This is a genomic window from Mycobacterium sp. 852002-51163_SCH5372311, assembly GCF_001667115.1.
GTDB lineage: Bacteria > Actinomycetota > Actinomycetes > Mycobacteriales > Mycobacteriaceae > Mycobacterium.
This window is the reverse complement of record NZ_LZIJ01000014.1, coordinates 17,382-42,849: the sequence shown is the minus strand read 5'-3', so window position 1 is coordinate 42,849 and position 25,468 is coordinate 17,382. Positions and strand designations below refer to the sequence as shown.

Annotated in this window: 27 protein-coding genes; 13 read left to right on the top strand and 14 right to left on the bottom strand. The window is 66.4% G+C overall.

Features of this window, described 5'->3' with window-relative positions; translation table 11 throughout:
• The first annotated feature begins 12 nt into the window (after positions 1–12).
• The 3 genes from A5791_RS01495 (at position 13) to A5791_RS01485 (ending at position 2,251) form a co-directional block, all read left to right on the top strand.
• Complete coding sequence (locus A5791_RS01495) at positions 13–414, top strand: DoxX family protein (RefSeq protein WP_067229832.1); 402 nt, start codon at positions 13–15, stop codon at positions 412–414.
• A gap of 9 nt (positions 415–423) precedes the next feature.
• Complete coding sequence (locus A5791_RS01490; protein ID WP_067229830.1) at positions 424–1,203, top strand: site-2 protease family protein; 780 nt, start codon at positions 424–426, stop codon at positions 1,201–1,203.
• Between the two features lie 199 nt (positions 1,204–1,402).
• Complete coding sequence (locus A5791_RS01485; protein ID WP_067230134.1) at positions 1,403–2,251, top strand: cation diffusion facilitator family transporter; 849 nt, start codon at positions 1,403–1,405, stop codon at positions 2,249–2,251.
• Here A5791_RS01485 and A5791_RS01480 read toward each other — a convergent pair.
• The gene (locus tag A5791_RS01480) at positions 2,248–2,661 is read right to left on the bottom strand and encodes a DUF3151 domain-containing protein (protein ID WP_067229828.1); all 414 of its coding nucleotides are present in this window, start codon (positions 2,659–2,661) and stop codon (positions 2,248–2,250) included. The genes A5791_RS01485 and A5791_RS01480 overlap by 4 nt on opposite strands.
• 81 nt (positions 2,662–2,742) lie before the next feature.
• Here A5791_RS01480 and A5791_RS01475 point away from each other — a divergent pair, with 81 nt between their 5' ends.
• Positions 2,743–3,582 (top strand): hypothetical protein, encoded by an 840-nt coding sequence (locus A5791_RS01475; protein ID WP_067229826.1) that lies wholly within the window; start codon positions 2,743–2,745, stop codon positions 3,580–3,582.
• A gap of 121 nt (positions 3,583–3,703) precedes the next feature.
• Here the strand turns inward: A5791_RS01475 and fbaA are convergent, their stop codons facing one another.
• Positions 3,704–4,738 (bottom strand): class II fructose-bisphosphate aldolase, encoded by a 1,035-nt coding sequence (fbaA, locus tag A5791_RS01470; protein WP_067229824.1) that lies wholly within the window; start codon positions 4,736–4,738, stop codon positions 3,704–3,706.
• Positions 4,739–5,004: 266 nt separating this feature from the next.
• On the opposite strand from fbaA, the gene A5791_RS01465 reads away from it, so the two are divergent.
• Positions 5,005–5,700, top strand: a complete 696-nt coding sequence (locus A5791_RS01465) for a DedA family protein (RefSeq protein WP_067229820.1) — start codon at positions 5,005–5,007, stop codon at positions 5,698–5,700.
• Here A5791_RS01465 and A5791_RS01460 read toward each other — a convergent pair.
• Entirely contained in the window at positions 5,689–6,840 is a 1,152-nt protein-coding gene (locus A5791_RS01460) for a glycoside hydrolase family 76 protein (protein ID WP_067229818.1), read from the bottom strand. The two genes, A5791_RS01465 and A5791_RS01460, sit on opposite strands and share 12 nt — an antisense overlap.
• Before the next feature lie 76 nt (positions 6,841–6,916).
• Here A5791_RS01460 and secE2 point away from each other — a divergent pair, with 76 nt between their 5' ends.
• On the top strand, positions 6,917–7,132 hold the full coding sequence (gene secE2 / locus A5791_RS01455) for a calcium dodecin (RefSeq protein WP_067229813.1): 216 nt from the start codon (positions 6,917–6,919) through the stop codon (positions 7,130–7,132).
• Positions 7,133–7,319: 187 nt separating this feature from the next.
• Here secE2 and A5791_RS01450 read toward each other — a convergent pair whose 3' ends face one another.
• The 6 genes from A5791_RS01450 to clpB all read right to left on the bottom strand — a co-directional run bounded on the left by A5791_RS01450 (position 7,320) and on the right by clpB (position 13,864).
• A complete protein-coding gene (locus tag A5791_RS01450; RefSeq protein WP_197504577.1) occupies positions 7,320–7,976 on the bottom strand; it encodes an RNA methyltransferase in 657 nt (218 codons plus the stop codon).
• A complete protein-coding gene (locus tag A5791_RS01445; RefSeq protein ID WP_067229808.1) occupies positions 7,961–8,857 on the bottom strand; it encodes a hypothetical protein in 897 nt (298 codons plus the stop codon). Before A5791_RS01445 ends, A5791_RS01450 begins: the two co-directional genes overlap by 16 nt.
• Positions 8,858–8,875: 18 nt before the next feature.
• Positions 8,876–9,412: an orotate phosphoribosyltransferase gene (gene pyrE, locus A5791_RS01440; RefSeq protein WP_067230131.1), complete on the bottom strand. Its 537-nt coding sequence runs from the start codon at positions 9,410–9,412 to the stop codon at positions 8,876–8,878.
• Positions 9,413–9,461: 49 nt separating this feature from the next.
• On the bottom strand, positions 9,462–10,235 hold the full coding sequence (locus A5791_RS01435) for an SDR family oxidoreductase (protein ID WP_067229805.1): 774 nt from the start codon (positions 10,233–10,235) through the stop codon (positions 9,462–9,464).
• A gap of 44 nt (positions 10,236–10,279) precedes the next feature.
• Positions 10,280–11,128: a trehalose monomycolate transport factor TtfA gene (gene ttfA / locus A5791_RS01430; RefSeq protein WP_067229801.1), complete on the bottom strand. Its 849-nt coding sequence runs from the start codon at positions 11,126–11,128 to the stop codon at positions 10,280–10,282.
• Between the two features lie 189 nt (positions 11,129–11,317).
• On the bottom strand, positions 11,318–13,864 hold the full coding sequence (gene clpB, locus A5791_RS01425) for an ATP-dependent chaperone ClpB (protein WP_067229798.1): 2,547 nt from the start codon (positions 13,862–13,864) through the stop codon (positions 11,318–11,320).
• A gap of 165 nt (positions 13,865–14,029) precedes the next feature.
• On the opposite strand from clpB, the gene A5791_RS01420 reads away from it, so the two are divergent.
• Both A5791_RS01420 and A5791_RS01415 read left to right on the top strand, forming a co-directional pair.
• Positions 14,030–15,196, top strand: a complete 1,167-nt coding sequence (locus A5791_RS01420) for an FAD-binding oxidoreductase (RefSeq protein ID WP_067229794.1) — start codon at positions 14,030–14,032, stop codon at positions 15,194–15,196.
• A gap of 13 nt (positions 15,197–15,209) precedes the next feature.
• Positions 15,210–16,112: an aldose 1-epimerase gene (locus A5791_RS01415; RefSeq protein ID WP_067229792.1), complete on the top strand. Its 903-nt coding sequence runs from the start codon at positions 15,210–15,212 to the stop codon at positions 16,110–16,112.
• Position 16,113: 1 nt separating this feature from the next.
• Here the strand turns inward: A5791_RS01415 and A5791_RS01410 are convergent, their stop codons facing one another.
• The 4 genes from A5791_RS01410 to dnaK are packed head-to-tail and all read right to left on the bottom strand — an operon-like array spanning position 16,114 to position 20,310.
• The gene (locus A5791_RS01410; RefSeq protein WP_067229790.1) at positions 16,114–16,515 is read right to left on the bottom strand and encodes a heat shock protein transcriptional repressor HspR; all 402 of its coding nucleotides are present in this window, start codon (positions 16,513–16,515) and stop codon (positions 16,114–16,116) included.
• On the bottom strand, positions 16,515–17,684 hold the full coding sequence (gene dnaJ / locus A5791_RS01405; RefSeq protein WP_067229787.1) for a molecular chaperone DnaJ: 1,170 nt from the start codon (positions 17,682–17,684) through the stop codon (positions 16,515–16,517). The genes A5791_RS01410 and dnaJ overlap by 1 nt, the downstream gene beginning before the upstream one ends.
• 50 nt (positions 17,685–17,734) lie before the next feature.
• Positions 17,735–18,427, bottom strand: coding sequence for a nucleotide exchange factor GrpE (gene grpE / locus A5791_RS01400; protein ID WP_067229784.1), 693 nt, complete (start codon positions 18,425–18,427; stop codon positions 17,735–17,737).
• Positions 18,424–20,310, bottom strand: a complete 1,887-nt coding sequence (dnaK, locus tag A5791_RS01395; protein WP_067229781.1) for a molecular chaperone DnaK — start codon at positions 20,308–20,310, stop codon at positions 18,424–18,426. The genes grpE and dnaK overlap by 4 nt, the downstream gene beginning before the upstream one ends.
• A 395-nt stretch (positions 20,311–20,705) precedes the next feature.
• On the opposite strand from dnaK, the gene A5791_RS01390 reads away from it, so the two are divergent.
• The 4 genes from A5791_RS01390 to A5791_RS01375 are packed head-to-tail and all read left to right on the top strand — an operon-like array spanning position 20,706 to position 23,258.
• On the top strand, positions 20,706–21,314 hold the full coding sequence (locus A5791_RS01390; RefSeq protein ID WP_067229779.1) for a TetR/AcrR family transcriptional regulator: 609 nt from the start codon (positions 20,706–20,708) through the stop codon (positions 21,312–21,314).
• On the top strand, positions 21,311–21,976 hold the full coding sequence (locus tag A5791_RS01385) for an enoyl-CoA hydratase-related protein (protein ID WP_067229776.1): 666 nt from the start codon (positions 21,311–21,313) through the stop codon (positions 21,974–21,976). The genes A5791_RS01390 and A5791_RS01385 overlap by 4 nt, the downstream gene beginning before the upstream one ends.
• A gap of 36 nt (positions 21,977–22,012) precedes the next feature.
• Positions 22,013–22,822 (top strand): 1-acyl-sn-glycerol-3-phosphate acyltransferase, encoded by an 810-nt coding sequence (locus tag A5791_RS01380; RefSeq protein WP_067229773.1) that lies wholly within the window; start codon positions 22,013–22,015, stop codon positions 22,820–22,822.
• Position 22,823: 1 nt separating this feature from the next.
• Complete coding sequence (locus tag A5791_RS01375) at positions 22,824–23,258, top strand: SRPBCC family protein (protein ID WP_067229770.1); 435 nt, start codon at positions 22,824–22,826, stop codon at positions 23,256–23,258.
• On the opposite strand, the gene A5791_RS01370 is transcribed toward A5791_RS01375, so the two are convergent.
• On the bottom strand, positions 23,255–24,307 hold the full coding sequence (locus A5791_RS01370) for a DUF4185 domain-containing protein (protein WP_067229767.1): 1,053 nt from the start codon (positions 24,305–24,307) through the stop codon (positions 23,255–23,257). The two genes, A5791_RS01375 and A5791_RS01370, sit on opposite strands and share 4 nt — an antisense overlap.
• A 156-nt stretch (positions 24,308–24,463) precedes the next feature.
• Here A5791_RS01370 and A5791_RS01365 point away from each other — a divergent pair, with 156 nt between their 5' ends.
• Entirely contained in the window at positions 24,464–25,036 is a 573-nt protein-coding gene (locus A5791_RS01365; RefSeq protein ID WP_067229764.1) for a hypothetical protein, read from the top strand.
• The last annotated feature ends 432 nt before the right edge of the window (positions 25,037–25,468 follow it).

The following is a 25,468-nucleotide window of genomic DNA, read 5'->3' as shown; positions in this document are numbered from 1 at the left end:
TGTCGAGGTTTTATGCCATCTTCACGAGTCCGTGTGGTCGCCTATTGGGCGGCAACTGGCCTGCTCGCCGCCGAGTGTTTTGTGGGCGGCGTGATGGGCGCCTTGCAGTTGCAGCCGTTCAAGGGTGTCGTGACACATCTGGGATATCCGCCCTACTTCATGACCATCCTCGGTGTCTGCTACGTGTCGGCCGGGCTGGTCCTTTTGGCGCCGCGCCTCCCCCTGATCAAGGAGTGGGCATACGCGGGGCTGATGTTTATCTACACGGGAGCGACGGCTTCCCACATCTGGGTCGGCGATGACAGCAAAACGCTGGTGGGTCCCCTGATACTCGTGGGGCTTACGGTTGCCTCCTGGGCATTACGCCCAGAACGGCGGCGCGGAGTTAGGACCGGAGTCACGCTGGTCCGGTAGTTTCGATCGGTGAGCTTCCCCAGGGTGCACGGATCGGTGCGGCCTAGCCCGATCTTTCTGGCCCTGGTCGGTTTGACCGCCGTCGGGGGCGTGCTGGCCTGGCTGGCCGGCGCGAGCGTGCGGCCGCTGTCCTACGCCGGGGTGTTCATATTGGTTATCGCCGGCTGGTTGGTGTCGCTGTGCCTGCACGAATTCGGGCACGCCTACACGGCCTGGCGATTCGGCGACCACGACGCCGCGGTCCGCGGCTACCTGACGCTGGATCCGCGGCGCTACAGCCATGTCGGGCTGTCGCTGGTGCTGCCGATGGTGTTCATCGCACTGGGCGGGATCGGCCTGCCGGGCGCCGCGGTATATCTGCAGACCGCTTCTATGACGCCCGCCCGTCGCACCCTGGTCAGCTTGGCGGGGCCGGCGGCCAACCTGGTGCTGGCGGTACTGCTGCTGACGGCCACCCGACTGTTCTTCGATATCGACCACTGGGTGCTGTGGGCGGGGCTGGCGTTTCTGGGGTTTCTGCAGATCATGGCCGTGGTGCTGAACCTGCTGCCCATCCCGGGCCTGGATGGCTACGACGCGCTGGAGCCGCACCTGAGTCCCGATATGCAGCGCACCCTGGCACCCGCCAAGCAGTTCGGCGTGTTCATTCTGCTGCTCCTTCTCTTCGCGCCGGGTCTGAACCGGTGGTTGTTCGAGGTTGTGGGGTGGCTCTTCGACTTCTCCGGCGTGCCGCACATTCTGGCGGGCAGCGGGGATGCGCTTACCCGGTTCTGGAGCCGCTGGATCTGAGCCTTGCAATATATGCGCTAACACGCATATATTTCTCGCCATGGGCGCCGGCCACAGTCATTCGCCGCAATCCCGCGGCGATCGCAAGCGCGGCGCAGCCGGGCGAAGCGGGTCGCCGCCGCAATCCCGCGGCGATCGCAAGCGCGGCGCAGCCGGGCGAAGCGGGTCGCCGCCGCAATCCGAGGCCAGCGCGTCTCGGATGATTCCGCGCATGATCATGGCCGCCGCGATCCTGGCGGCGTTCTTCGTCGTGGAGCTGATCACCGCGGTGCTGATCAACTCGATCGCGCTGCTGGCCGACGCCGGGCACATGCTGACCGACGTGGTGGCGGTGTTCATGGGCCTGGCCGCCGTGGTGCTGGCCCGTAGGGGCAGCACATCGCCCGCCCGAACATATGGCTGGCATCGCGCCGAGGTGTTCACCGCGGTCGCCAACGCCGCGCTGCTGATCGGGGTCGCGACCTTCATCCTCTACGAGGCCGTCCGGCGGCTCAGTGCAGCGCCGTCAATCCCGGGCGTGCCGATGGTCGTGGTGGCGCTGGCCGGCCTGGCGGCCAACTTCGCTGTCGCGCTGCTGCTGCGTTCCCACGCAACCGACAGCCTGGCCGTCAAGGGCGCCTACATGGAAGTCGTGGCCGACACCGTGGGCAGCATCGGCGTGCTGATCGCCGGCGTCGTCACCATCACGACGCACTGGCCCTACGCCGACGTGGTGGTAGCGGTGCTGGTCGCGCTGTGGGTGCTGCCGCGGGCGGTCTCTCTGGCCCGCGAAGCACTGCGGATCCTGTCCGAGGCGTCGCCCACCCACATCGACGTCGAGGAGCTACGGGCGGCGCTGGGCACTGTCGACGGCGTCAGCGAGGTGCACGACCTGCACGTGTGGACGCTGTCACCGGGGATGGACATGTGCACCGTGCACCTGACCAGCAACGGGAATTCCGGGCGGATACTGCAGGACGCGCGTGCGGTGCTGTCGGCTCGCGGGCTAGACCACGCCACGGTCCAGATCGAGCGCCCGGACGGCGGCGGTTGCGCAGAAAGCTTTTAGAGTCCCAGCGCGGAGCGGGCCGCCGGGTCGCAGTCGTCGAGCAGATCCACGCATCGTGCGTACTCGTCGGTCTCGCCGATGGCGTCGGCGGCGCGCGCCAGCGCGGCCACACATCGCAGGAAGCCGCGGTTGGGCTCGTGCGAGTAGGGCACCGGACCGAAACCCTTCCAGCCGTTGCGGCGCAGCTGGTCCAGGCCGCGGTGGTAGCCGGTGCGGGCGTAGGCATAGGCCGTGATGGCCTTGTCGTCGGCCAGAGCCTCCTCGGCGAGTGCAGCCCAGGCCACCGACGCCGACGGATGTGCGGCGGCAACGATGCCCGGGTTTTCGTTGGCGAGCAGTTCCGCCTCAGCCTCGGTGTCACCAGGTAGCAGGATCGGATCAGGTCCTAAAAGATCACCCATCGGCGTCATGCGTTCTATTTTGCCGCTGGGTTTGCCGACGCCCTAGCTCGCATGCCCCGAACCGGCGATGCGGTCGCTAAGCTATCGCCCATGGCTGACAAACCCCAGCCCGATCGCGGTGGCCCGCCGAACCCTGGCGACCCCGCCGGTGAGCGCGGCGCTGGCCGTGGAGCAGGACCTGGCGAAGACCCTTCGATGCCCAGCGACGCCGAAACCGTCGTCATAAACAAGGGCGAACCCGACCAGGATTCGGAGACCAGTCCGGAACTCCTGCGCGAACGCCGCTTCACCGCCCCTGGCTTCGATGCCAACGAGACGGCGATCATCGTGACCGGCCCGGACGCCGAGACCGAGGTCATCCCTAAGTCCCCGTCAGGCTCCCAGCCCCCGGGGCAGCCGGCACCACCAGTCCAGGGGTTGCCCCCCAAAACTGCTGTACCGCAGTCGATTCCGGCCCGCGACGGGGCAAAGGCGCCGGCATCCAGGAACCAGAAGCTGGGTTGGGTGCTGGCGATCATCGTCATCGTCTTGGCGCTGACGGCGATCGCGGTCCTGCTCACTGTATTGCTGACCCGTATGCATCACCCGAAAGCCTCGCAGGAAGACCGGGTGCGACAAACGATCCGGCAGCTCGAAACTGCGCTGCAGGCCGGCGACCTGGCAACGCTGCGCAGCATCACCTGTGGCACCACCCGGGACAGCTACGTGGACTACGACGAGCGCGCATGGCAGGAGACCTATCACCGGGTGGCGGCGGCCAAACAGATTCCGGTGATCGACACCATCGACCAGGTCGCCGTCAACGGCCAGCACGCCGAGGCCAACGTAACTACCTTCATGGCCTACGACCCGCAGGTCCGCTCGACGCGCAGCATCGACCTGCAGTTCCGCGACGATCAGTGGAAGGTCTGCCAGTCCCCCAGCGGCTAGGGTTGGGCGGGCTCTCTGCCACGCTTCGCCTCAGGCGGCCTGTCCGCCACGCTTCGCCGAACGTGTTCTGAGGGCGGGTTTTTCGCGATTTTCCGCCCTGAGCGCACGTTCGGCGCGGGAGTTAGCCCGACAACGCCTTTCCGGCGCAGTGCAGGTCGTTGCAGGCCTCCACCACCCGCTCGGCCATCCCGGCTTCCGCCTTCTTCAGGTAGCTGCGTGGGTCATACACCTTCTTGGCGCCCACTTCTCCGTCGACTTTGAGTACACCGTCGTAATTGGTGAACATGTGACCGACGATCGGACGGGTGAACGCGTACTGCGTATCGGTGTCGACGTTCATCTTGACCACGCCGTAACGCAGGGCCTCCTCGATCTCCGACTTCTCCGAGCCAGAACCGCCATGGAAGACGAAATCGAAGGGCTTGGCATCATCGGACAGTCCGAGTTTGGCCGCCGCCACCTTCTGCCCCTGGGCCAGGATGTCGGGGCGCAGCTTCACATTGCCGGGCTTGTAGACGCCGTGGACGTTGCCGAATGTCGCGGCCAGCAGGTACTTGCCGTGCTCGCCGTGGCCGAGGGCGTCGATGGTTTTCTCGAAGTCGTCCGGCGTGGTGTAGAGCTTGTCGTTTATCTCGTGGGCGACGCCGTCTTCTTCGCCGCCTACCACGCCGATCTCGATTTCGAGGATGATCTTGGCGGCCGCGGCTTCTTTGAGCAACTCCTGCGCGATCTCGAGGTTCTCGTCGATCGGCACCGCGGACCCGTCCCACATGTGCGACTGGAACAGCGGATTCTTGCCAGCTGAAACGCGCTCGGATGAGATCGCCAGCAGCGGGCGGACGTAGCTGTCGAGCTTGTCCTTGGGGCAGTGGTCGGTGTGCAGCGCGACGTTGACCGGGTATTTGGCCGCGATGATGTGGGCGAACTCGGCCAGCGCCAGCGCGCCGGTCACCATGTCCTTGACACCCACCCCGGAGCCGAATTCCGCGCCCCCGGTGGAGAACTGGACGATGCCGTCGCTGCCGGCGTCGGCGAAGCCTTTGATTGCTGCGTTGATGGTCTCCGACGAGGTGCAGTTGATGGCCGGGAAGGCGTACGCATTCTCCTTGGCACGTTTCAGCATCTCGGCGTAGACCTCGGGCGTTGCGATGGGCATGGATCTTCCTCCTGAATGCTGGGTCCCATCAGTATCGCAACAGTCAGAGTTGTGTCGAGCCCGGTGGGACCCCGTGGCGATCGCGAGCGCGGCGCAGCCGCGCGGCGCAGCCGGGCGAAGCGGGTCGCCACCCTCAGGACCGTGGCGATCGCGAGCGCGGCGCAGCCGCGCGATGCGGGTCGCCACCCTCAGGACCGTGGCGATCGCGAGCGCGGCGCAGCCGGGCGAAGCGGGTCGCCACCCTCAGGACGGTATGTTGTGAGGTCATGAGCACCGCCGTGGTGGCCTTGGGCAACATCCTCGACCCGATGTACTGGTTGGGCGCCCATGGTGTCTTCGGCTCGGCGGTGCTGCCCGGGATCCTCATCATCGTCTTCATCGAGACCGGCCTGCTGTTTCCATTTCTGCCGGGCGAGTCACTGTTGTTCACCGGCGGGCTGCTGGCCGCGCACCCGGACCCGCCGGCGAGTATCTGGGTCCTGGCACCCTGCGTGGCGGTGGCCGCGGTGCTGGGCGATCAGACCGGATATTTCATCGGGCGCCGGATCGGCCCGGCGCTGTTCAAGAAGGAAGATTCCCGGTTCTTCAAGAAGCACTACGTGACCGAGTCGCACGCCTTCTTCGAGAAGTACGGCCCGTGGGCGATCATCCTGGCCCGGTTCGCACCGTTCATCCGGACGTTTACGCCGGTGGTCGCGGGCGTGTCCTACATGCGCTATCCGGTGTTTCTGGGGTTCGACATCGTCGGCGGTATCGCCTGGGGTGGGGGTGCGACGCTGGCGGGCTACTTCCTGGGCAACGTGCCGTTCGTCCACCACAACCTGGAAAAGATCATCCTGGCCATCCTGTTCGTGTCGCTGCTACCTGCGTTCATTTCGGCGGTTCGGATCTACCGGTCCCGGCACCGCGCACCCAAGCCAGAGTCGACTGGTGACCCGGATCCGGCTGCCTTAACCGAGTAGTGGCTCGCCGGCATCATCGGATCCGTCCGCTTCGTGGTCGAGCACCGCGACGCTGTGGGCGGCCTCCATCAACATCCACCCGGAAAGCTGCACCGACAGGTCCCGTTCCGGGACCTCGGACGCATTGACGGCACCTGCGACGAACTGCGCGCGCTGACCGGCCGCGCTGGGCAGCTCCGCGTCGCGATCCCAGAACGCGCCGAAGACGGGCAACCCGTCGATCGTTTGCCGGTAGTCCCACGCGGACTTCGCCGACGAGAGCACCAGCGCGCCGGCACTGCGCCGGGCCGAAACATCGTCGTCGGAGTCGCCGGGTAGTGCGGTGGCGACCAGCGCGAGGTATCGGGCGGTGACGCCCGCGAACAAGCCGCCGTCGCCGCCGCCGGCGCCCTGCAGCACGCCCGACGGCGCCATGTGCTCGTTAACGGCCTTGACCAACCGGTGCACGCGTTCCGCATGCCGCTGATCGCCGGTCCGTGCGGCAAGCTCGGTTTCCAACCCGAGCACCACGCCCTGGCAGTAGGTGTACTGCGCGCGGACCAGCGAACCGCCCTTGATGCCGTCGAACACCAGATGCGTCTCCGGATCGATCAGCGTGCGGTCGATCCAGTCGGCCATCTGGGCGGCGCGCTGCAGGCGGTCGCCGTAGCGCGTGAGGAAGATGCCCGCCGGACCATTGGCCGGAGCATTGAAAAACTGGTCTTGCTTACGCCACGGGATCCCGCCGCCGTCCTCGGGCACCCATGCCTTGATGAACTGGTCCGCGAGCTTGGGTAGCGCGCGCCGCCGCTCGACACCGGCCACTCGGGCGGCACGTTCGAGCGCCAAGGCCAGCCAGGCCATGTCGTCGTAGTAGTTGTTCGTCCAGGAGAAGTTGTTGCGCAGCCGGTGGGATCGAACCTGCCGATTGATCCTGACCCGTCGCTGCGGCTGCGGGTCCCGCAGCTGCGCGTCGATCAGACAATCCAGCAGATGCGCCTGCCACCAGTAGTGCCAGGTGCCGAACAGCCGGTCTTTCCGGTCCGACGGCCAGGCCACCACCCCGAGCTGGGTGCCCGGCAGCGCCCACAGCCGTTTCAGGTGTCGTTGCGTGACGGCGGCTTCCGCACTTGCCGCCCGGTTCGCCCAAACCTGCTCCATGCCCTAAATCCTGCCTTAGCCCTGAAGAAAGTGGACTCGATGTGGCCGGAGCAACCGGCGGCTACGCTTTCTGCCCATGAGCGTGTACAAGGTGATCGACATCATCGGGACCAGTCCGACGTCCTGGGAGCAGGCCGCTGCGGAGGCGGTGCAGCGGGCGCGGGAAAGTGTCGACGACATCCGCGTGGCCCGAGTCATCGAGCAGGACATGTCGGTGGACAGCGCCGGCAAGATCACCTTCCGCATCAAGCTGGAGGTCTCGTTCAAGATGCGGCCCGCGCGACCTAGCTGACGCCGTCGGGTCGTTCTTGCGTTGGCTGTGAATCGTGGGCGTTGGCTGTGAATCGTGGGCGGGGAAAATCGCGGGATTTGCACCGTCGCTTCACTCGCAAAGCCGTCGCTTCACACGCAAAGCCGTACCTTCACACGCAAAGCCGTAGCTTCACTCGCGAAGCCGTAGGCGCACACGCAAGGCACATTCACCAGGCGCGCGACATGTCCGCGTGCTGCCTGATCCAGGCATGCATCGCAATCCCGGCCGCCACACCGGCATTGATGCTGCGAGTCGAGCCGAACTGAGCGATCGACACCGTTAACGCCGCACCCGAGCGAATGTCGTCGGTGATGCCGGGACCTTCCTGACCGAATACCAGCAGGCAATCCCGCGGCAGCGCAGTCTGCTCCAGGCGCGCCGCCCCCGGGACGTTGTCCACCGCGACGACGGTCAAACCGGCGCCGGACGCGAAGTCCAGCAGCTCGGCCGTGGTTTCGTGGTGGCGCAGGCGCTGGTAGCGGTCGGTCACCATAGCGCCGCGACGATTCCAGCGGCGGCGGCCGACGATGTGCACGGTGTGCACGGCGAACGCGTTGGCGGTGCGCACCACCGATCCGATGTTGGCGTCGTGACCGAAGTTCTCGATCGCCACATGCAGCGCATGACGACGCCCGTCGATGTCGGCGACGATCGCCTCGCGCGTCCAGTACCGGTAGGCATCGACGACATTGCGAGTATCGCCGTCCCGCAACAAGTTTGGGTCGTATCGCGGATCTTCGGGAAGGTCTCCCGGCCACGGCCCGACACCGCCGGGCGGTGTCCCCCATTCGGTGGGGCCGGGCTCGCTCACCGCAGAGTCCAGACGCCGGCGTGGGTGCCGACTATCGCCACCGTCGCGTAGAGCAACGCCTGGTTGATTTCGCCCTGGGTGCACAGCGACGCGTTGACGTGCACCGAGTTCAACGATGCGTCGGGCAGGATCAGCACCGCCGACCCGTACACCGCGCAGGCCGGGCTCACGCCCCGACCGGGCAACGTCGGCGAAGCCAGCAGCATCAGCGGGCCGCCCCGCGTCGCGGACTCGTCGCGGTATCGGTCGGCGACGCCGTCGGCCTCCAGCCCGAGCAGCATGTAGCCATTGCCGGCGAACGCGCCTGGATCGCCCAGTTGCGCCTTCGTCACCGGGGTACCGTCCGCGCGCCAGGCCGACACGCTGGTGCTTTTGACCACCAAGCCGGTGTCGTTCTCGTTGGTCGGCAGCAACCCCACGGGGAACGCCGCCGGATAGGCAGCCGAAGTTTTCGGGATCCGGTCCTGCGGCGAGTAGCCGTACACGCCGCGAACCTGGCTTCGGTCCTTCAGCGGACCCAGGCACACCGTGCCGGTAAGCCGGCCGGGAGGTGCCGACAGCGGTGTGGTGATGTCGTGCACCGTGCCCATCGCCTCGCCGCAGCTGGCCATCGCGTCGGACTCCATTGGGTGTGCCAGCGCGCCGTAGAGCCCGAACCGAATGTCCTCGGGTTTGGCGTGCGGCGCCTTGGGGTCCGTCGGCGAGGCGTCGACGTCGATCAGCACGTAGTCGTCGTCCCAGCGCAGATTCGACACGGACATGTTCCAGCCCAGCAAACCCAGCGATTCACCGAGTCGCGCGGCCTGGGCACCGTAGGGCCTGGTGGCGTGGTTAGAACTCGAGCAGCCGACCAGACAGGCCGCCAGGCAGGCCAGAACAATCAACGTCCGCACAGTGATCCCGATAGTGCCCTAGCCCAGCCCCAGATCGGCCAGGTTCAGCACGCTGCGGTACGGCAGGCCCTCGGCTTCGATGGCCTGCGCTGCGCCGGTGTCGCGGTCCACCACGGTGGCCACGCCGACGACCTCCCCGCCCGCGTCTCGGACGGCACGGACCGCCGTCAGCGCCGAACCACCCGTGGTGCTGGTGTCCTCCACCACCAGCGCACGCCGGCCGGACACCTCGGAGCCCTCGATAAGACGTTGCAGGCCATGGGTTTTCACCGACTTCCGGACGACGAACGCATCGATCGGGCGGCCGGGGGCGTGCATGATCGCCGTCGCCACCGGATCGGCGCCCAGGGTCAGGCCACCGACGACGGCGTAGTCCCAGTCCTGGGTGAGTTCGCGCATCAGGCGGCCGATCAGCGCGGAAGCCCGATGATGCAGAGTGGCGCGGCGCAGGTCGACGTAGTAGTCGGCCTCCTTGCCCGACGACAGCGTGACGCGACCATGTACCAGCGAGAGTCGGCGCACCAGCTCGGCCAGCTCCTCCCGCTGAGATTCGATTTGCCCGGCTTCTCCTCGGGCCGCTGCCCGGCCCGCATCGTCACCGCGGCTAGGTTCGGCCACGGCCACCGCCGACTCGTCTGCCGGTGAACCGCAACAGGTTTCGCGGCATGAGGCGCCCTGCGGTGACGATCGCCTTGTACTGCATGCTCGGGACGATGATCACCTTGCCGCGGGCGATCTCGGCCAGGCTTTCGCTGACCACGTCCTCGACTTCGAGCCACATGAACGACGGGACCTTGGGCTGGTCGATCCCGGCCCGGGTGTGGAATTCGGTGTGCACGAAACCAGGACATACCGCATGCACGCTCACGCCGGTGCCCTGCAATCCCCCGGCCAGGCCCTCGGAGAACGAGATCACCCAGGCTTTGGACGCCGAATACGTCGACCCACGGCCGGGCACCAGGCCGGCCACGCTGGCGATGTTGATGACGGTGCCGGTTCCGGCGTCGAGCATGGCCGGCAATGCGGCACGGGTCAGCTGCATCACGGCGGTGACGTTGACGTCGAGCTGCTTTTGCAGCAGGGCGGGCTCGGCGGTCCAGAATTCGCCGGATGTGCCGAAACCGGCGTTGTTCACCAAGACCCGAACGCCTGCGGACAGCCGGGCGGCGACTTTGTCACGGTCTGCGGCCTCGGCCAGGTCTGCTGCCAGGATCTCGATGTGCCCGGCATCCGCCCGTAGCTCTTCGGCCAACCGCGTCATCCGGTCGACGTCGCGGGCGACCAGCACCAGGTCATATCCGTCGCGGGCGTAGCGTCGCGCGTAGCCGGCGCCGATCCCGGAGGTAGGCCCGGTGATCAGGGCGACAGGGCGAGGCATGAGCGATAGTGTACTGAGCCGGCTCGCGTCCGCCCGGAGCGCGATCAGTGCTGATAGTTGGTGGCCTGCTGGCCGTTGCGCCCGGTTGGCGGCTGGCGACGAGAACCCTGCGAACGACCCTCATCGCGGTGGATCGGCTCGGCCTGGCGACTCGACTCGGACAGCAACCCGGCCACGTCGGTCCCGGACCGCCGAGGCGGCAACTCTGCCCGTGCCGCCGGCGCCAGCGGCCGGCTCGGGGCAGCAACGCGGGGCGCCGGCGCTGCTTCCTGTGGGGTGTCCTGGGGCAGCGGCGGCAGCACCCGCAACAAGTCGTTGAACTGACGCACAGTGCGCAGACCCTCGTCCCATTGGACGCGGGTGCTGCTGATCGGCATGCTGATCAACGTCCAGTTCTGCTCGTTCCACATGATCTCGGCGCAGTCGGGTGCGGTGTGCGCGAAGGTGACCATGCGCCGGTCACAGGCCCGGCGGGCGGCATCCAGGTTGGTGGAGTACACCATCCGCGGTCCGATCGCCCCGAGCAGCCAAATGTCGCTCTCCCGTGGCTCTTTGAGTCCTTTGAGCCGCAGGTCCACCACGACGTTGGTGCCCACCTTGCGGTGCAGTGCGATCACCGTCGCGACTTCCTCGAGGTCGAAGATGTACACCGCCTCGCCGCGGATCTGGCCCAACACCACGTTCTGGGCGACCACATCGCCGACCGTCGACATGACGCCGCGCTTCCACCGCTGCAGGATCTCGGTCGACTCGCTCTCGTAGTCGAACCCGTGCGAGCGCGCCCAGGATTTGCGGCGTCTGCTTCGGCCGCGGCGCCGATCGATGTCGATGTACAGCAACACCGCCGCACCGACAAAGCACAGTGCGGACAGCGTGAACCAAAGCGGAACCATCCCACACAGGGTATCTGCTGTTGGTCCGGAACCGAGAATCCGACCAGGTCACAACCAAATTAAGGTTTGCCAGGCGCGAACAACGAGGTCCGCGACCTGCCGCCGAGCGTGGGGCATATGGACGAAATGCCATTGGAATGCATTCATATGCCCCACGCTCGTGCCCCGGAGCGTCTAGCCACCGAGCGTTTAGCCCAGGACCAGCGAGTCGCCGTCCGCGCTGACGTTGACCGGCACGATGTCCCCGTCGTGGACGTCGCCCGCAAGCAGCATCTTGGCCAGCTGGTCGCCGATCGCCTGCTGGACCAGCCGCCGCAGCGGACGCGCCCCGTACACCGGGTCGAACCCGCGCTGCGCCAGCCAGCGCTTGGCCGGCAGCGACACCTCGAGCTGCAGCCGCCGCTGGGCGAGCCGCTTGTCCAGCTGCGCGAGCTGGATGTCGACGATCTGCACCAGTTCCTCGGGGTTGAGGCCTTCGAAGACCAGCACGTCGTCGAGCCGGTTGATGAACTCCGGCTTGAACGTGGCACGCACCGCCGCCATCACCTGTTCCTCGTTACCGCCCGACCCCAGGTTGGAGGTCAGGATGAGGATCGTGTTGCGGAAGTCGACAGTACGGCCCTGACCGTCGGTCAGCCGCCCCTCGTCGAGGACCTGCAGCAGCACGTCGAACACGTCCGGGTGGGCCTTCTCGACCTCGTCGAACAACACGACGGTGTAGGGCCGCCGTCGGACCGCTTCGGTCAGCTGACCGCCCTGGTCGTAGCCGATGTAGCCGGGAGGCGCACCGACCAGCCGGGCCACCGAGTGCTTTTCGCCGTATTCGCTCATGTCGATGCGGACCATGGCGCGCTCGTCGTCGAACAGGAAGTCGGCCAGCGCCTTGGCCAGCTCGGTCTTGCCGACGCCGGTCGGGCCGAGGAACAGGAACGCCCCGGTGGGCCGGTTCGGGTCGGACACTCCGGCCCGGGACCGTCGCACCGCGTCGGAAACGGCCTGCACGGCCTTCTTCTGACCGACCACACGCTTGCCGAGCTCATCCTCCATCCGCAGCAGCTTGGCGGTCTCGCCTTCCAGCAGCCGTCCGGCCGGGATGCCGGTCCACGCCGACACCACGTCGGCGATGTCGTCGGGTCCGACCTCCTCCTTGAGCATCACGTTCTCGCGGGCCTCTGCCTGCGGCAGGGCTGCGTCCAGTTTCTTCTCGACCTCGGGGATGCGGCCGTAGCGCAGCTCGGCGGCCTTGGCCAGGTCACCGTCACGTTCGGCGCGCTCGGACTCTCCGCGCAAGGTCTCCAGCTGTTCCTTGAGTTCGCGGACGATGTCGATCGCGTTCTTCTCGTTCTGCCACTTGGCGGTGAGTTCGGCGAGCTGTTCCTTCTTGTCGGCCAGCTCGGCGCGCAGCTTCTCCAGCCGCTCCTTGGACGCCGCGTCCTCTTCCTTGGCCAGCGCCACCTCTTCGATCTCCAGCCGGCGGACCAGGCGCTCGACCTCGTCGATCTCGACGGGCCGCGAGTCGATCTCCATTCGCAACCGGCTGGCCGCCTCGTCGACCAGGTCGATGGCCTTGTCCGGCAGGAACCGTGCGGTGATGTAACGATCGGACAGTGTGGCCGCGGCCACCAGCGCGGAGTCGGTGATGCGTACACCGTGGTGCACCTCGTAGCGGTCCTTCAGCCCGCGCAGGATGCCGACGGTGTCCTCCACCGACGGCTCCCCGACGAACACCTGCTGGAAGCGCCGTTCCAGCGCGGCGTCCTTCTCGATGTACTTGCGGTACTCGTCCAGCGTGGTGGCACCGACCAGACGCAATTCGCCGCGGGCCAGCATCGGCTTGATCATGTTGCCCGCGTCCATCGCCGACTCGCCGGTTGCGCCGGCGCCCACGATGGTGTGCAACTCGTCGATGAACGTGATGATCTGTCCGGCCGAGTTCTTGATGTCGTCTAGGACGGCCTTGAGCCGTTCCTCGAACTCGCCGCGGTACTTGGCGCCGGCCACCATGGACCCGAGGTCCAGGGCGATGACGGTCTTGTCGCGCAGGCTCTCCGGCACGTCGCCGGCCACGATCCGCTGCGCCAGGCCCTCCACGATCGCGGTCTTGCCGACGCCGGGCTCGCCGATGAGTACCGGGTTGTTCTTGGTACGACGGGACAGCACCTGTACCACTCGGCGGATCTCGTTGTCCCGCCCGATCACCGGGTCGAGCTTGCCGTCGCGGGCGCGAGCCGTCAGGTCGGTGGAGTACTTTTCCAACGCCTGATAGGTGGACTCGGGGTCGGCGCTGGTGACCCGGGCGCTGCCGCGCACCTTGACGAACGCCTCCCGCAGGGCCTGCGGTGAGGCGCCGTGACCGGTCAGCAGTTTGGCGACGTCGGAGTCGCCGGTGGCCAGCCCGACCATCAGGTGCTCGGTGGAGACGTATTCGTCGTCCAGCTCGGTGGCCAGGTGCTGAGCCGTGGTGATGGCCGACAGCGACTCGCGGGACAGCTGCGGCTGCGAGCTGGCGCCGCTGATCTGCGGCAACCGCTCCAGCAGGCGCTCCGTTTCAGCGCGGACGGTCGCGGGTTCGACGCCGACAGCCTCCAGCAGTGGCGCGGCGATCCCGTCGTTCTGCGTCAGCAGTGCCATCAGCAGATGCGCGGGCCTGATCTCGGGGTTACCGGCGGCGGTGGCCGCCTGCAGGGCCGACGTCAGGGCCGCCTGCGTTTTGGTGGTCGGGTTGAAAGAGTCCACGACACCTCCGTTTCTTAGGTCTGGAAAAAATGCTTGTCGCGTTGTTCAACGCCGTCAAGGTTGAGTCTGTTCCGCTCAACTTTATCCCGTTTGGGAAATCTGCGGAAACCGGACCCCGTGCTGGCGGGGTGGCCGGGCGCCGCGACGAGCTTAGAATCGAGGTCCGTGGGCTTAGAGGATCGAGACGCGTTGCAGGTCTTACGTGACGCCTTCGACCAGCAGCCCTTCGGCAACGAACTCGTCGGGCGCTTCTATGCGCACTGGTTCGACCTCGACGTCTCGGTCCGCGACCTGTTTCCACCCGAAATGGAGCATCAGCGGGCCGCCTTCGCCCACGCGCTGCACTGGGTGTACGGCGAGCTGGTCGCTCAGCGGGCCGACGAGCCGGTCGCGTTTCTGGCCCAGCTCGGGCGCGATCATCGCAAATACGGTGTGCTGCCGGCCCATTACGACACACTGCGGCGCGCGCTGTATGCGACGCTGCGCGGCCGGTTGGGTGACGCCTGGACCGATGCCGTCGACGACGCCGCGACCCAATCGCTCAACCTGATCACCGGGGTGATGAGCGGCGCCGCCGACGCCGAGCAGGGACCGGCCTGGTGGGACGGCGAGGTTGCCGAGCACGTCCGAATATCAAGGGATCTCGCGATCGTCCGGCTGCTTTTGGACCGCCCGATGCCCTACCACCCCGGCCAATACGTGAACGTCCACGTCCCGCAATGCCCACGCCGCTGGCGATATCTCAGCCCCGCCATCCCGGCCAACCCGGACGGCGCGATCGAGTTTCACATCCGGGTCGTGCCCGGCGGCCTGGTCAGCACCGCCATCGTCAACGAGACCAGACCCGGCGACCGGTGGCGATTGTCCAGCCCGCACGGCGCCATGCGAGTGGACCGCAACGGCGGCGACGTGCTGCTGGTGGCCGGCAGCACCGGGCTCGCGCCGCTGCGGGCGTTGATCATGGACCTCGCCCGCTACGCGGAGAACCCGCGGGTGCATCTGTTCTTCGGCGCACGCTACCGCTGCGAGCTCTACGATCTGCCCACGCTGTGGCAGGTCGCGGCCCACAATCCGTGGCTGTCGGTCTCGCCGGTGTCGGAATACAGCCGTGACCCGGCCTGGGCGGCCGACTACCCCGACGTGACGCCGCCGCGCGGCCTGCACGTACACCAAACCGGCCGGCTACCCGAGGTGGTGACCAAGTACGGCGGCTGGGGCGACCGGCAGATCCTGATCTGCGGCGGACCGGGCATGGTCCGCGCCACCAAAGCCGCTCTGATCGCCAAAGGCGCTTCGCCGCAACGTATCCAGCACGATCCGCTGTCCAGATAAGTCGAGGTAAGCCATGCATGTCGTTACCCTGCGTGATCCGTCGTCGCCGGTGGCCGCGCAGTTCGTACCGGAGGCCGGCATGATCGGCGTCTCCCTGACTGACTCGGGGACAGATTCCGACGTGGAACTGCTCGGCCAGCGACGCGGCTTGGACGCCTATCTCACTGAGGGCAAGACGATGGGCATCCCGATCCTGTACCCGTGGGCAAATCGCTTGGGCTCCAACAGCTATACGGTCGACGGCGAGGTCGTCACCTTGGAGGCGGGCGCTCGCGGCGTCCGCACCGACCCGAACGGGCTGCCGATCCACGGCCTGCTCGCCGGCTACCCGGGCTGGCGAGTCATGAGCGAGTCGGCCAACGAATTGATCGCCGAACTGGACTTCGGCGCCGACCCGGAACTTCTGGCCGGGTTCCCGTTCCCGCACCTGCTGGTGGTGCGGGTGGAACTGGCCGACCGGACGTTGAGTGTGCACACCACCGTAGCGGCAACCACTGACAAGGCGGTGCCGCTGTGTTTCGGATTTCACCCCTACCTTCGGTTGCCCGGCGTGCCGCGCAGCCAGTGGCGCATCGAAACGCCGTCGATGCGCCACCTAGTCGTCGACGACCGCGGACTGCCGACCGGCGAGAGCACCATGCAGCCGGCTACCTCGGAAACATTGGGAGACAAGGCTTTCGACGACGGCTACGACGAGGTCGCCGAGGGTGCGGTGTTCGCAGTGTCCGGCGACGACCGCCGCATCGAGGTCCGCTTCGACCACGGCTTCCCCGCGGCGCAGATATTCGCACCCACCGCCGAGGACCTGGTGTGTTTCGAGCCGATGGCCGCGCCAACCGACGCGTTGCGCCGCGGTGGGTATCGCCGCGCACATCCCGGCGAGCCGGCGGAGGCCCAGTTCTCGATTCGCGTGTGAGCTAACGCGCCCGGCGCGGTTGCCAAACCACCAGCGCCGTGCTCTTCGGCACCACGGCGACCTCACGGCGCTGGCGCTGGTTGGCCCGCAACGCGGCCAGTTCCTCGCTCATCTCCTGCAGCCTGGACTGCAGCGCCTCGACCTGGTTGGTGAGTTCGATGATTCGCTTGATGCCGGCGAGGTTGACGCCCTCGTCCTGCGACAGCCGCTGGACCTCACGCAGCAGATCCACGTCATGCTCGGAGTAACGGCGCCCGCCGCCTGAGGTGCGCTGCGGGCTGACCAGTCCGAGCCGGTCGTAGGTGCGCAGCGTCTGCGCATGCATGCCGGCCAGCTCGGCCGCCACCGAGATCAGGAAGGTCCGGGACTCTTCCTTGCGAGAGTTCCTCGAGTTTCCGGCCATCAGCGATTACCTGCCCATCCGGCCCGCGGGTCGAAGCCACTGGCCCGCTCGGCCGCCGCATACGCCTCCAGCGCCTCCTGTGCGGCGCCCTCCAGATGCGGCGGGACGGCAACCTTGACGGTGACGAGCAAGTCCCCGCTGCCGCCGCTGCGCTTGGGCACACCGCGTCCGCGCACCCGCAGGATGCGGCCGTCGGCGGTGCCCTTCGGCACCCGAACACCCACCGTGCCGTCCAGCGTTGGTACCGAAAGCGTTGAGCCCAAAGCCAATTCGGCGAAGCTGACCGGAATGGTCACGGTGAGGTCATCGCCGTCGCGGCCGAAGAGCTTGTCCGGCCGCACATGCACCGTCACGTACAGGTCACCCGACGGGGCGCCCCGCAATCCAGCCTCGCCCTGCCCGGCCAGCCGGATCCGCTGTCCGTCCTCGACACCGGGCGGGATCCGCACGTTGATGGTTCGGGTGCGGGTCGTGACGCCGGTGCCTTTGCACTCGTCGCAGGGGTGTTCGATGATCGAACCGCTGCCCCGGCAGTCGGTGCAGGGTTCAGAGAAGCCGAACGCGCCCTGGTTGCGGCTGATCACGCCGGAGCCGTTGCAGGTCGGACACACCTTCGGGCTGGTGCCCGGGCGCGCGCCGCTGCCGTGACAGTTGGTGCACGGGGCCGGACTGGTCAGCCGCAACGGCATCGCGACGCCCTTGGCGGCCTCGATAAAGTCCAGCTCGGTTTCGGTCTCCAGATCATTGCCGCGGCGCGGCCGGGTGGGACGAGGGCCGGCGCCGCGACCGAACAAGCCACCGAAGAGGTCGCCGATGTTCGTGCCGCCAGACCGGCCCGCGGCGTCGAACAAGTCGTTCAGGTTGAATTCGGCGCCGTCACCGCCCATTCCGAAGCCGCCGAAGCCGCCGGTGTCAAACCGTCGGCCACCGAAACCGCCGCCGGCGAACAGACGGCGGGTTTCGTCATACTCCTTGCGCTTGGCCTCGTCGGACAAAACGCTGTACGCCTCGGAGACCGCCTTGAACCGGTCCGCACCGGCGGGGTTCTTGTCCGGATGCAGATCGGAAGCCAGCTTGCGATATGCCGTCTTGATCTCTTTGGCGCTGGCGTCGGAGGAGACGCCAAGCTCCTTATAGAAGTCCTTTTCGACCCATTCACGCTGGGCCATTTCGCGTCACCCCCTCTCACCTTCTGGGATTGTTGTCACTAACTTTCCGATTATTTCGATTCTGTGCCCTGCTCACCCGCGATGTCCGGGTTATCGCCGGTGTCGGCCTGCTCGGTTTCTCCGGCTGCCTCCACCGTTTCTCCGGCCGGGACGGGGGCATCGACCGAATCGGCGGCGACCGTGTCCACAACACCGACCAGCGCGTGGCGCAAGACCTGATCACCCAGCTTGTAGCCCTGCCGCATGACCGTCCCGATCACCGGCCTGGACCCTTCGCCGCCGTCGCCCTCGTGCTGCACGGCTTCGTGCAGCAGGGGGTCGAAATCTTCGCCCTCGGCGCCGAAAGCCGTCAGGCCGAACGCGGTCAGCGCACTCGTCAGTTTGTCTGCGACCGACTTCAGCGGACCCGATTCCAGATCACCGTGCTTGCGGGCCCGGTCGAGATCGTCGAGCACGCCCAGCAATTGGCTGACGACGCCGGCCTTGGCACGATCCGCCGCCGCTTGCTGGTCACGCAGGGCCCGCTTGCGGTAGTTGGCGAAATCGGCCTGCACCCGCTGCAGATCCGCGGTTAGTTCGGCGACCTTATTAGCCGCCCCCGCCGAGACCTCGGCGGTCGCCGGCCCCGTGGACGGGGCCCCTCCCGGCCCATCGCCGGGAGGGGTGTGCCGAACTTCGCCCGTTTCGGGATCGATCCGCCGTTTGTCGGTGACCGTTACCTGTTCCGGATTTCCTTCCGTCACTTCGACTCCCGGTCGTCGTCAACCACCTCCGCGTCCACGACGTCGTCGGATGAGCCACCGGCGCCGGCGCCGGGCTGAGCACCCGCGGCGGCGTCAGCGGGGCCGCCCTGCGCGGCCTGGGTGGCTTCGTAGATCGCCTGTCCCAGAGCCTGCGATTCCTGGCCCAGCTTCTCCATCGCGGTCTTGATCGCGGCGATGTCCGAACCATTGAGCGCTGTCTTGGCCTCTGCCACTGCGGCATCGACCTTGTTCAGCGTGTCCTCGGGGACCTTCGATCCGCCGGGCTCGGACGCTGCACCCCTTTGTTCAGCGACGAACTTCTCCGTCTGGTAGACCAGCGTTTCGGCCTGGTTGCGGACGTCAGCCTCCTCGCGCCGCTTGCGGTCCTCCTCGGCGTGCGCCTCGGCGTCCTTGATCATCCGGTCGATCTCTTCCTTGGACAGGCCAGAGCCTTCCTGGATCCGGATGGTGTTCTCCTTGCCGGTGCCCTTGTCCTTGGCCGTGACGTGCACGATGCCGTTGGCGTCGATGTCGAACGTGACCTCGATCTGCGGGACCCCGCGCGGAGCCGGCGGGATGCCGGTCAGCTCGAAGGAGCCGAGCAGCTTGTTGTGCGCGGCGATCTCACGCTCACCCTGATAGACCTGGATCTGCACCGACGGCTGGTTGTCGTCGGCGGTGGTGAAGGTCTCCGACCGCTTGGTCGGGATGGTGGTGTTGCGCTCGATGAGCTTGGTCATCACGCCACCCTTGGTCTCGATACCCAGGCTCAGCGGCGTAACGTCAAGCAGCAGAACGTCTTTCACCTCACCCTTGAGGACACCCGCCTGCAGTGCGGCACCCACGGCCACCACCTCGTCGGGGTTGACGCCCTTGTTGGGCTCCTTGCCGCCGGTCATCTCCTTAACCAAATCGCTGACCGCGGGCATCCGGGTAGAACCGCCGACCAGCACCACGTGGTCGATGTCGGAAACCGAGATACCGGCGTCCTTGATGACCTGCTGGAAGGGCTGACGGGTGCGGTCCAGAAGATCCTGAGTGATGCGCTGGAACTCGGCGCGGGTCAGCTGCTCGTCGAGGAACAGGGGGTTCTTGTCTGCGTCGACGGTGATGTAGGGCAGGTTGATCGACGTGCTGCCCGACGAGGACAGCTCGATCTTGGCCTTCTCGGCCGCTTCCCGCAGCCGCTGCATCGCCATCTTGTCCTTGGTCAGGTCGATGCCGCTGGTTCCCTTGAACTTGTCGACCAGCCAGTTGACGATCCGGTCGTCCCAGTCGTCGCCGCCCAGGTGGTTGTCACCGCTGGTGGCACGAACCTCCACCACGCCCTCGCCGATTTCCAGCAGCGAGACGTCGAAGGTGCCGCCACCGAGGTCGAAGACCAGAATGGTCTGTTCCTTCTCGCCCTTGTCCAGGCCGTAGGCCAGTGCCGCCGCGGTGGGTTCGTTGACGATGCGCAGCACGTTGAGACCGGCGATCTGGCCGGACTCCTTGGTGGCCTGACGCTGGGCGTCGTTGAAGTAGGCGGGCACGGTGATGACCGCGTCGGTGATGTCCTCACCGAGGTAGGCCTCCGCGTCGCGCTTCAGCTTCATCAAGATCCGCGCGCTGATTTCCTGCGCGGTGTATTTCTTACCGTCGATCTCGATGGACCAGTCGGTGCCCATGTGCCGCTTGACCGATCGAACTGTGCGGTCGACGTTGGTCACCGCCTGGTTCTTGGCCGGCTGGCCGACGAGCACTTCGCCGTTGCGCGCGAATGCGACGACGGACGGCGTGGTCCGGGAGCCTTCGGAGTTAGCGACTACGACCGGGTCGCCACCTTCCAGCACGGACACGACGGAGTTGGTGGTCCCGAGGTCGATACCGACCGCACGAGCCATAGTGATTCCTCCTGAGTAGTTAGCTTCTTTTCTTGCACTATGCTGAGTGAACCCCGCTCAAGACTGCTACCGGAGTTCTCCGGCTGTCAACTCAGACTTGAGCCTGATTCACTCAACTTGTTGATCATCCTAACGGCAGGCGGCGACATCTTGTTCCCGGGGTGGTGAACTTTTCCGCGAGGCCGGTCGGTCGGGGCAAGGCGTTTGCGAGTGAAGTGGGGGCTTTGCGAGTGAACTGGCGGCTTTGCGAGTGAAGCCAGGGCGCGGAAATCGCGAATTCGCCGCCCTACGTGCACGCGCAAAGCCATAACTTCACACGCAACGACATAAGTGCACAGTCGACGCCATAAGCACAGGCAACATAATAGAGCAATTGCTCTGTTACCATATCGGGCATGCCCCGCCCGCGTGTCCACGACCCTGATCGGGTCCTCGACGCCGCCGAGGCGCTTGCTGTGTCCGCCGGCCCCGCTGCGGTGACCGTCCGGGCGATCAGTGCGGCCGTCGGCGTTTCCAACGGCGCGCTCTATCACACCTTCGGGTCGCGGACTGGACTGCTGGCCCGAGCGTGGTTGCGGGCCGGACGCCGGTTTCTGGAAGCGCAGACTACGTCAGTGGCCACGGCACCGACCGGAGTCCAGGCAGTGCTGGCTGCCGCGGACACGCCGGCAGTTTTCGCCGAGCAGTATCCGAATTCGGGTCGGCTGCTATTGACAGTGCCTCGAGACGAACTTCTGAACGCAGACTTGCCCGACGAGATCGCCACTGAGATAAGAGATCTCGAGAAGACTCTGATCGGTTTGATGATCCGGCTCGCGGTCAGCGTCTGGGACCGCAAAGACGCCGCAGCCGTAGACACCATCACCACATGCATCGTGGATCTGCCCACGGCGATCCTGTTGCGCCGTGACCGCCTGCGCAGCAAGACAGCTCGTGAACAACTGCGCGCCACCGTGACGGCGGTGCTCGACGTCGGCCCGCCACCCGAAAGGACAACAAAGTGACCATCACCCTCGACTACGACGAGAAGATCGCCATCCTGAACCTCGGCGACGACGAAAACCGCTTCTCCCCCGACTTTCTCGACGACATCAACACCCGGCTCGACGAGGTCGTGGCCAGCGGCGCAGATGGCCTGGTGACGACGGCCACCGGCAAGTTCTACACCAACGGGCTCGATCTGGACTGGCTCACCGCGCACGCCGACCAGACACAGTGGTACGTCGGGCGGGTCCAGGGACTACTGGCCCGGGTGCTGACGCTGCCCATCCCCACCGCGGCAGCCGTCGTCGGCCACGCCTTCGGCGCCGGGGCGATGCTGGCCCTGGCGCACGATTTCCGGGTCATGCGAGGCGACCGCGGATACTTCTGCTTCCCCGAAGTCGACATCAACATCCCGTTCACGCCCGGCATGGCGGCGCTGATCCAGGCCAAACTGGCTCCGCAGACTGCCGTGGCCTCGATGACGACCGGTCGCCGCTTCGGCGGCGAGGAGGCCGCGAGCATCGGCATCGTCGACGACGCCGCCGCCGAGGGCGCCGTGACCGACAAGGCGGTCGGCCTGCTGCGCCCACTCGGCGGCAAGAACCAGGGCACGCTGGGCGCCATCAAACAGACCATGTTCGCGTCCGCGGTGGCTACGCTTACCGCGGACGCGGCGGATTGAGGTTCTCCACGCGCGATAGCGGTTAATCTCCTCCAGATGAGCGGCGCATCGATACCCGAAGAACTTCGCCACCGCGATCCCGAGTTCATCCGGGCCGTCCTGCCGCCGTTGTGGCTGGCCTCGACGGTGTGGTTCCGGGCCGAGGTGAACGGGTTTGAAAACGTTCCCGACGAGCCGGTGCTGTTCGTCGGTAACCACAGCGGTGGCGGCTCGACGCCGGACACTTTCATCTTCCTGCTCGCCTACAACACCTTCTTCACGGTCGAGGGCCGCCCGCTGTACGGACTGGCGCACGACACCGTCACGGCCGCACCGATTGTCGGCGGATGGACACGCAAACTCGGCGTGGTGCCGGCCGCCAACTCCTTCGCCGAGCGCATCTTCGAAACCGGTGCGTCCGCGCTCGTCTATCCCGGCGGCGATGTCGAGGCGCTGCGGCCGTGGCGCGACCGGAACAAGATCGTCTTCTCCGGCCGTAAGGGCTTTCTGCGCCTGGCCCACCGATGCAACGTCAAGATCGTGCCGGTGGTTGCCACCGGCGGTCACGACACGTTGGTCATCCTCAACGACGGCCGGCGCACCGCCAAGCTGCTGCGGCTGGACAAACTCGCCCGGGTGAAGAGTATGCCGATGACGCTCAGCATTCCTTGGGGGCTGTCCCCGCTACCGCTGCCACACCTGCCGCTTCCGGCCAAGATCCGCATGCAGGTGCTCGACCCGATCGATCTGCGCGACAGGTTCGGCGAGAAACCGGACTGGGACCACGCGTACGACTATGTCACCAGCCTGATGCAGGTCGGACTTTCCAAGCTGGCCAGCAGAACCGTCGTCCCGATGGTCCGATGACATGACCCAGAAGGTGACCGTTTCCCGGCACGTCCGCCGCCCTGTCGACGAAATCAGCGCCTTCGTCACCGATCCCCACAAATTGCTTTCCAAGACGTCCACGCTCAGCCGGTGCCGGTTCGTCGAGTCCCGTGACGACGGCGAACTGTGGGATGTCTATCTGGACAGCGGCACAGTGCATTTGGGCGGGCGGGTGCTCGTCACACCGCCCGACGGCAATCGGCTGCACTGGCAATCCGTAAGAGGAACGCGGCACTCATTCGACGCATTCGTCGAACCCGATGGTGAAGGCAGCCGTCTCACAATGACTTTGGCGTTTTCCGTCACCGGATATGGCATCGCGTGGATCAGCGAGATGATCGGGCGTGGCCTGGTCGCCCGCAATCTGGAGGCCATCGCCGAGGAAGTCCGGCACCATCTCGAATTCGGGGACTAGCCTCGGCGAACCACGTTGGCGATGACCTGTTGGGTGTTGTACGGTGCCCCGATCGGCACCCCCTGCGGGTCACATAGCGTATTCCATTGGCTGGCAAAGATATTCAGATACCTCAGGGTCGAACCGGGAACGATATAGCCGCCGTAGTTCTGCGGCACGAAGTTGGCCGCATCCGGGTCACTCTGCTGCATCACAACCGTCATGACGCCGGCGCTGAATATTTCGGTGGGGCGCTCGGATACCCAGATCTCCACCGCGCCATCGGGCCCGTTTCTGACGTTGAATCCGGAAAGCACTGCGGCGCCGTCGACTTCGCGGAAGCTGAGTTCGCCGAAGTTGGTGTCACTGATCGGGACGGCTTGTTGTCGGGGCTTGCCCCAGCCGGTGCTGCCGTCGCGCAGCCGGACGAAGGGCCGCCAGGCGGAGCGATCGGTGCACGTGTGGGGGTCGGCCCGGTAGAGGGTTACTTTTCGGGTGCGGTCGAAAGCGTCGGCGACGATATACACGTTGCCGTCCTCGCTTTGGTAGCCACTGATCTGGGACTGCCCGCCCTTTGCATAGCCGGCGGGGCGCCACGAGCGGGCGACCGGCTTCCAGCCCCTCGACGGATCATCCGTGACCTCCACCAGCCACGAACCCCCCTCGGGGCGCAGCTGGTTGGTACCGACCACCAACATGTAGGTCTTGCCGTCGACCTGGAAGCTGCCCGCCGGCAAGGTGTTCATGCCGCGCGCCCGGCGGGGCGGGATGAACAACGGATTCGGGCTTCCCCTGGGTCCGGTCAGGGGCGCACCGAAATGCGGGCGGCCCGCGTCGTCGAATGTCACCGGCACCGCGACCGACGGGTAGTGCGGGTGGCTGCCTACTTTGCTACCGCCGAACGCGTCGCCGAATACGGCCACATACGACCCGTCGGGTAGCTGAATGATCTCGCCCAAGTCCGCGGCGCCGATGCCCGGTATCCCCTTGCGCGCACCGGTCCCGGCGATCGGTCCCAGGTTGCGAATCTCGCCGCGCCGCAGCGCCTGCCCGTCCGGCTCATGCTCCACCGCGTCATTATTGCCGTTACCCGTTGCTGCAGCCGGAATTGCCGGCCGCGGTAACGCTTTGCGATCGGGGCGGTTTCAAAGGCGCGTCGCAGCTGTAACTCGCCTTGCCTCGGCCGTAATCTGACTCCGATATCTCTGATTTCCCAGGAGTAGCGCGTGCCCTTATCGCGAAAAGCACGGTGCGGCGCGGCTTTAGGGTCGCTGCTGTTGACGGGTAGTGCTCTCGTTGCCGGCTGCAGCACCCTCATCGAGGGCAAGCCGGTCGCGGTGCCGGGCACGGGGCCAACCGAACCGTCCTTCCCCACGCCGCGGGAGACCGCCACAGCGATGCCGACCGCTGCCCCACTCCCGCCGCCGGCACCGAGCAGTCCCAACCCGCCGGCCGGCACCATCCCGCTGAAGCCCGACCAGAATGGCTACGTCTTCATCGAGACCAAATCCGGTCTGACGCGCTGCCAGATCAATGCCAACAGCGTCGGGTGTGAAGCCGCGTTCACCAACTCGCCGGTGCAGGACGGCGAGCACGCCAATGGGGTCAACATCAACGCCAACGGCTCCGTGCAGTGGGTCCTGGGCAACCTCGGGGCCATCCCGGCCGTCACCATCGACTACAAGACCTACGACGCCCAGGGCTGGACAATCGATGCCACCGCTGAGGGCACCCGTTTCACGAACAACAACACCCGCCACGGCATGTTCGTCAGCATTCAGAAGGTGGATACCTTCTAGGCTCCTGTGGCGGCCACTTCGGGTACCAAAGCGGACAACATCGGGATGCTGATTTCGCGGGTACCTCAAATTGTCGAGCACCGGCCCCTCTGAGCTGTTACCCCCTGTAGTCACAGGCGTCACTTCGGCACCCGGCGCGGCTGGCACCAGTCGTTCGGAAAGCGCTAACGTCGGCGCTATCACATCTCTGAGCCGGCTCATGCGAGCGTTCCCCCGACTGGTGGGGTTGATGTGACGGATGGGGCGCTCATCACGTCGATTGAGCCGGCCCACGGGGCCCACCCAACGCAGAAACTGACGCGGCTGATGTGACCGGCGTGCATCCCGCCGTCTGCACGGTAACAGAGCGAGTGCTCTATTACTAAGCTGGTGTGGCCAGTTGACTGGCCGCTCAGGGCGTTGGCGGTGAAACCAGGGCTTTGGCGGTGAAAC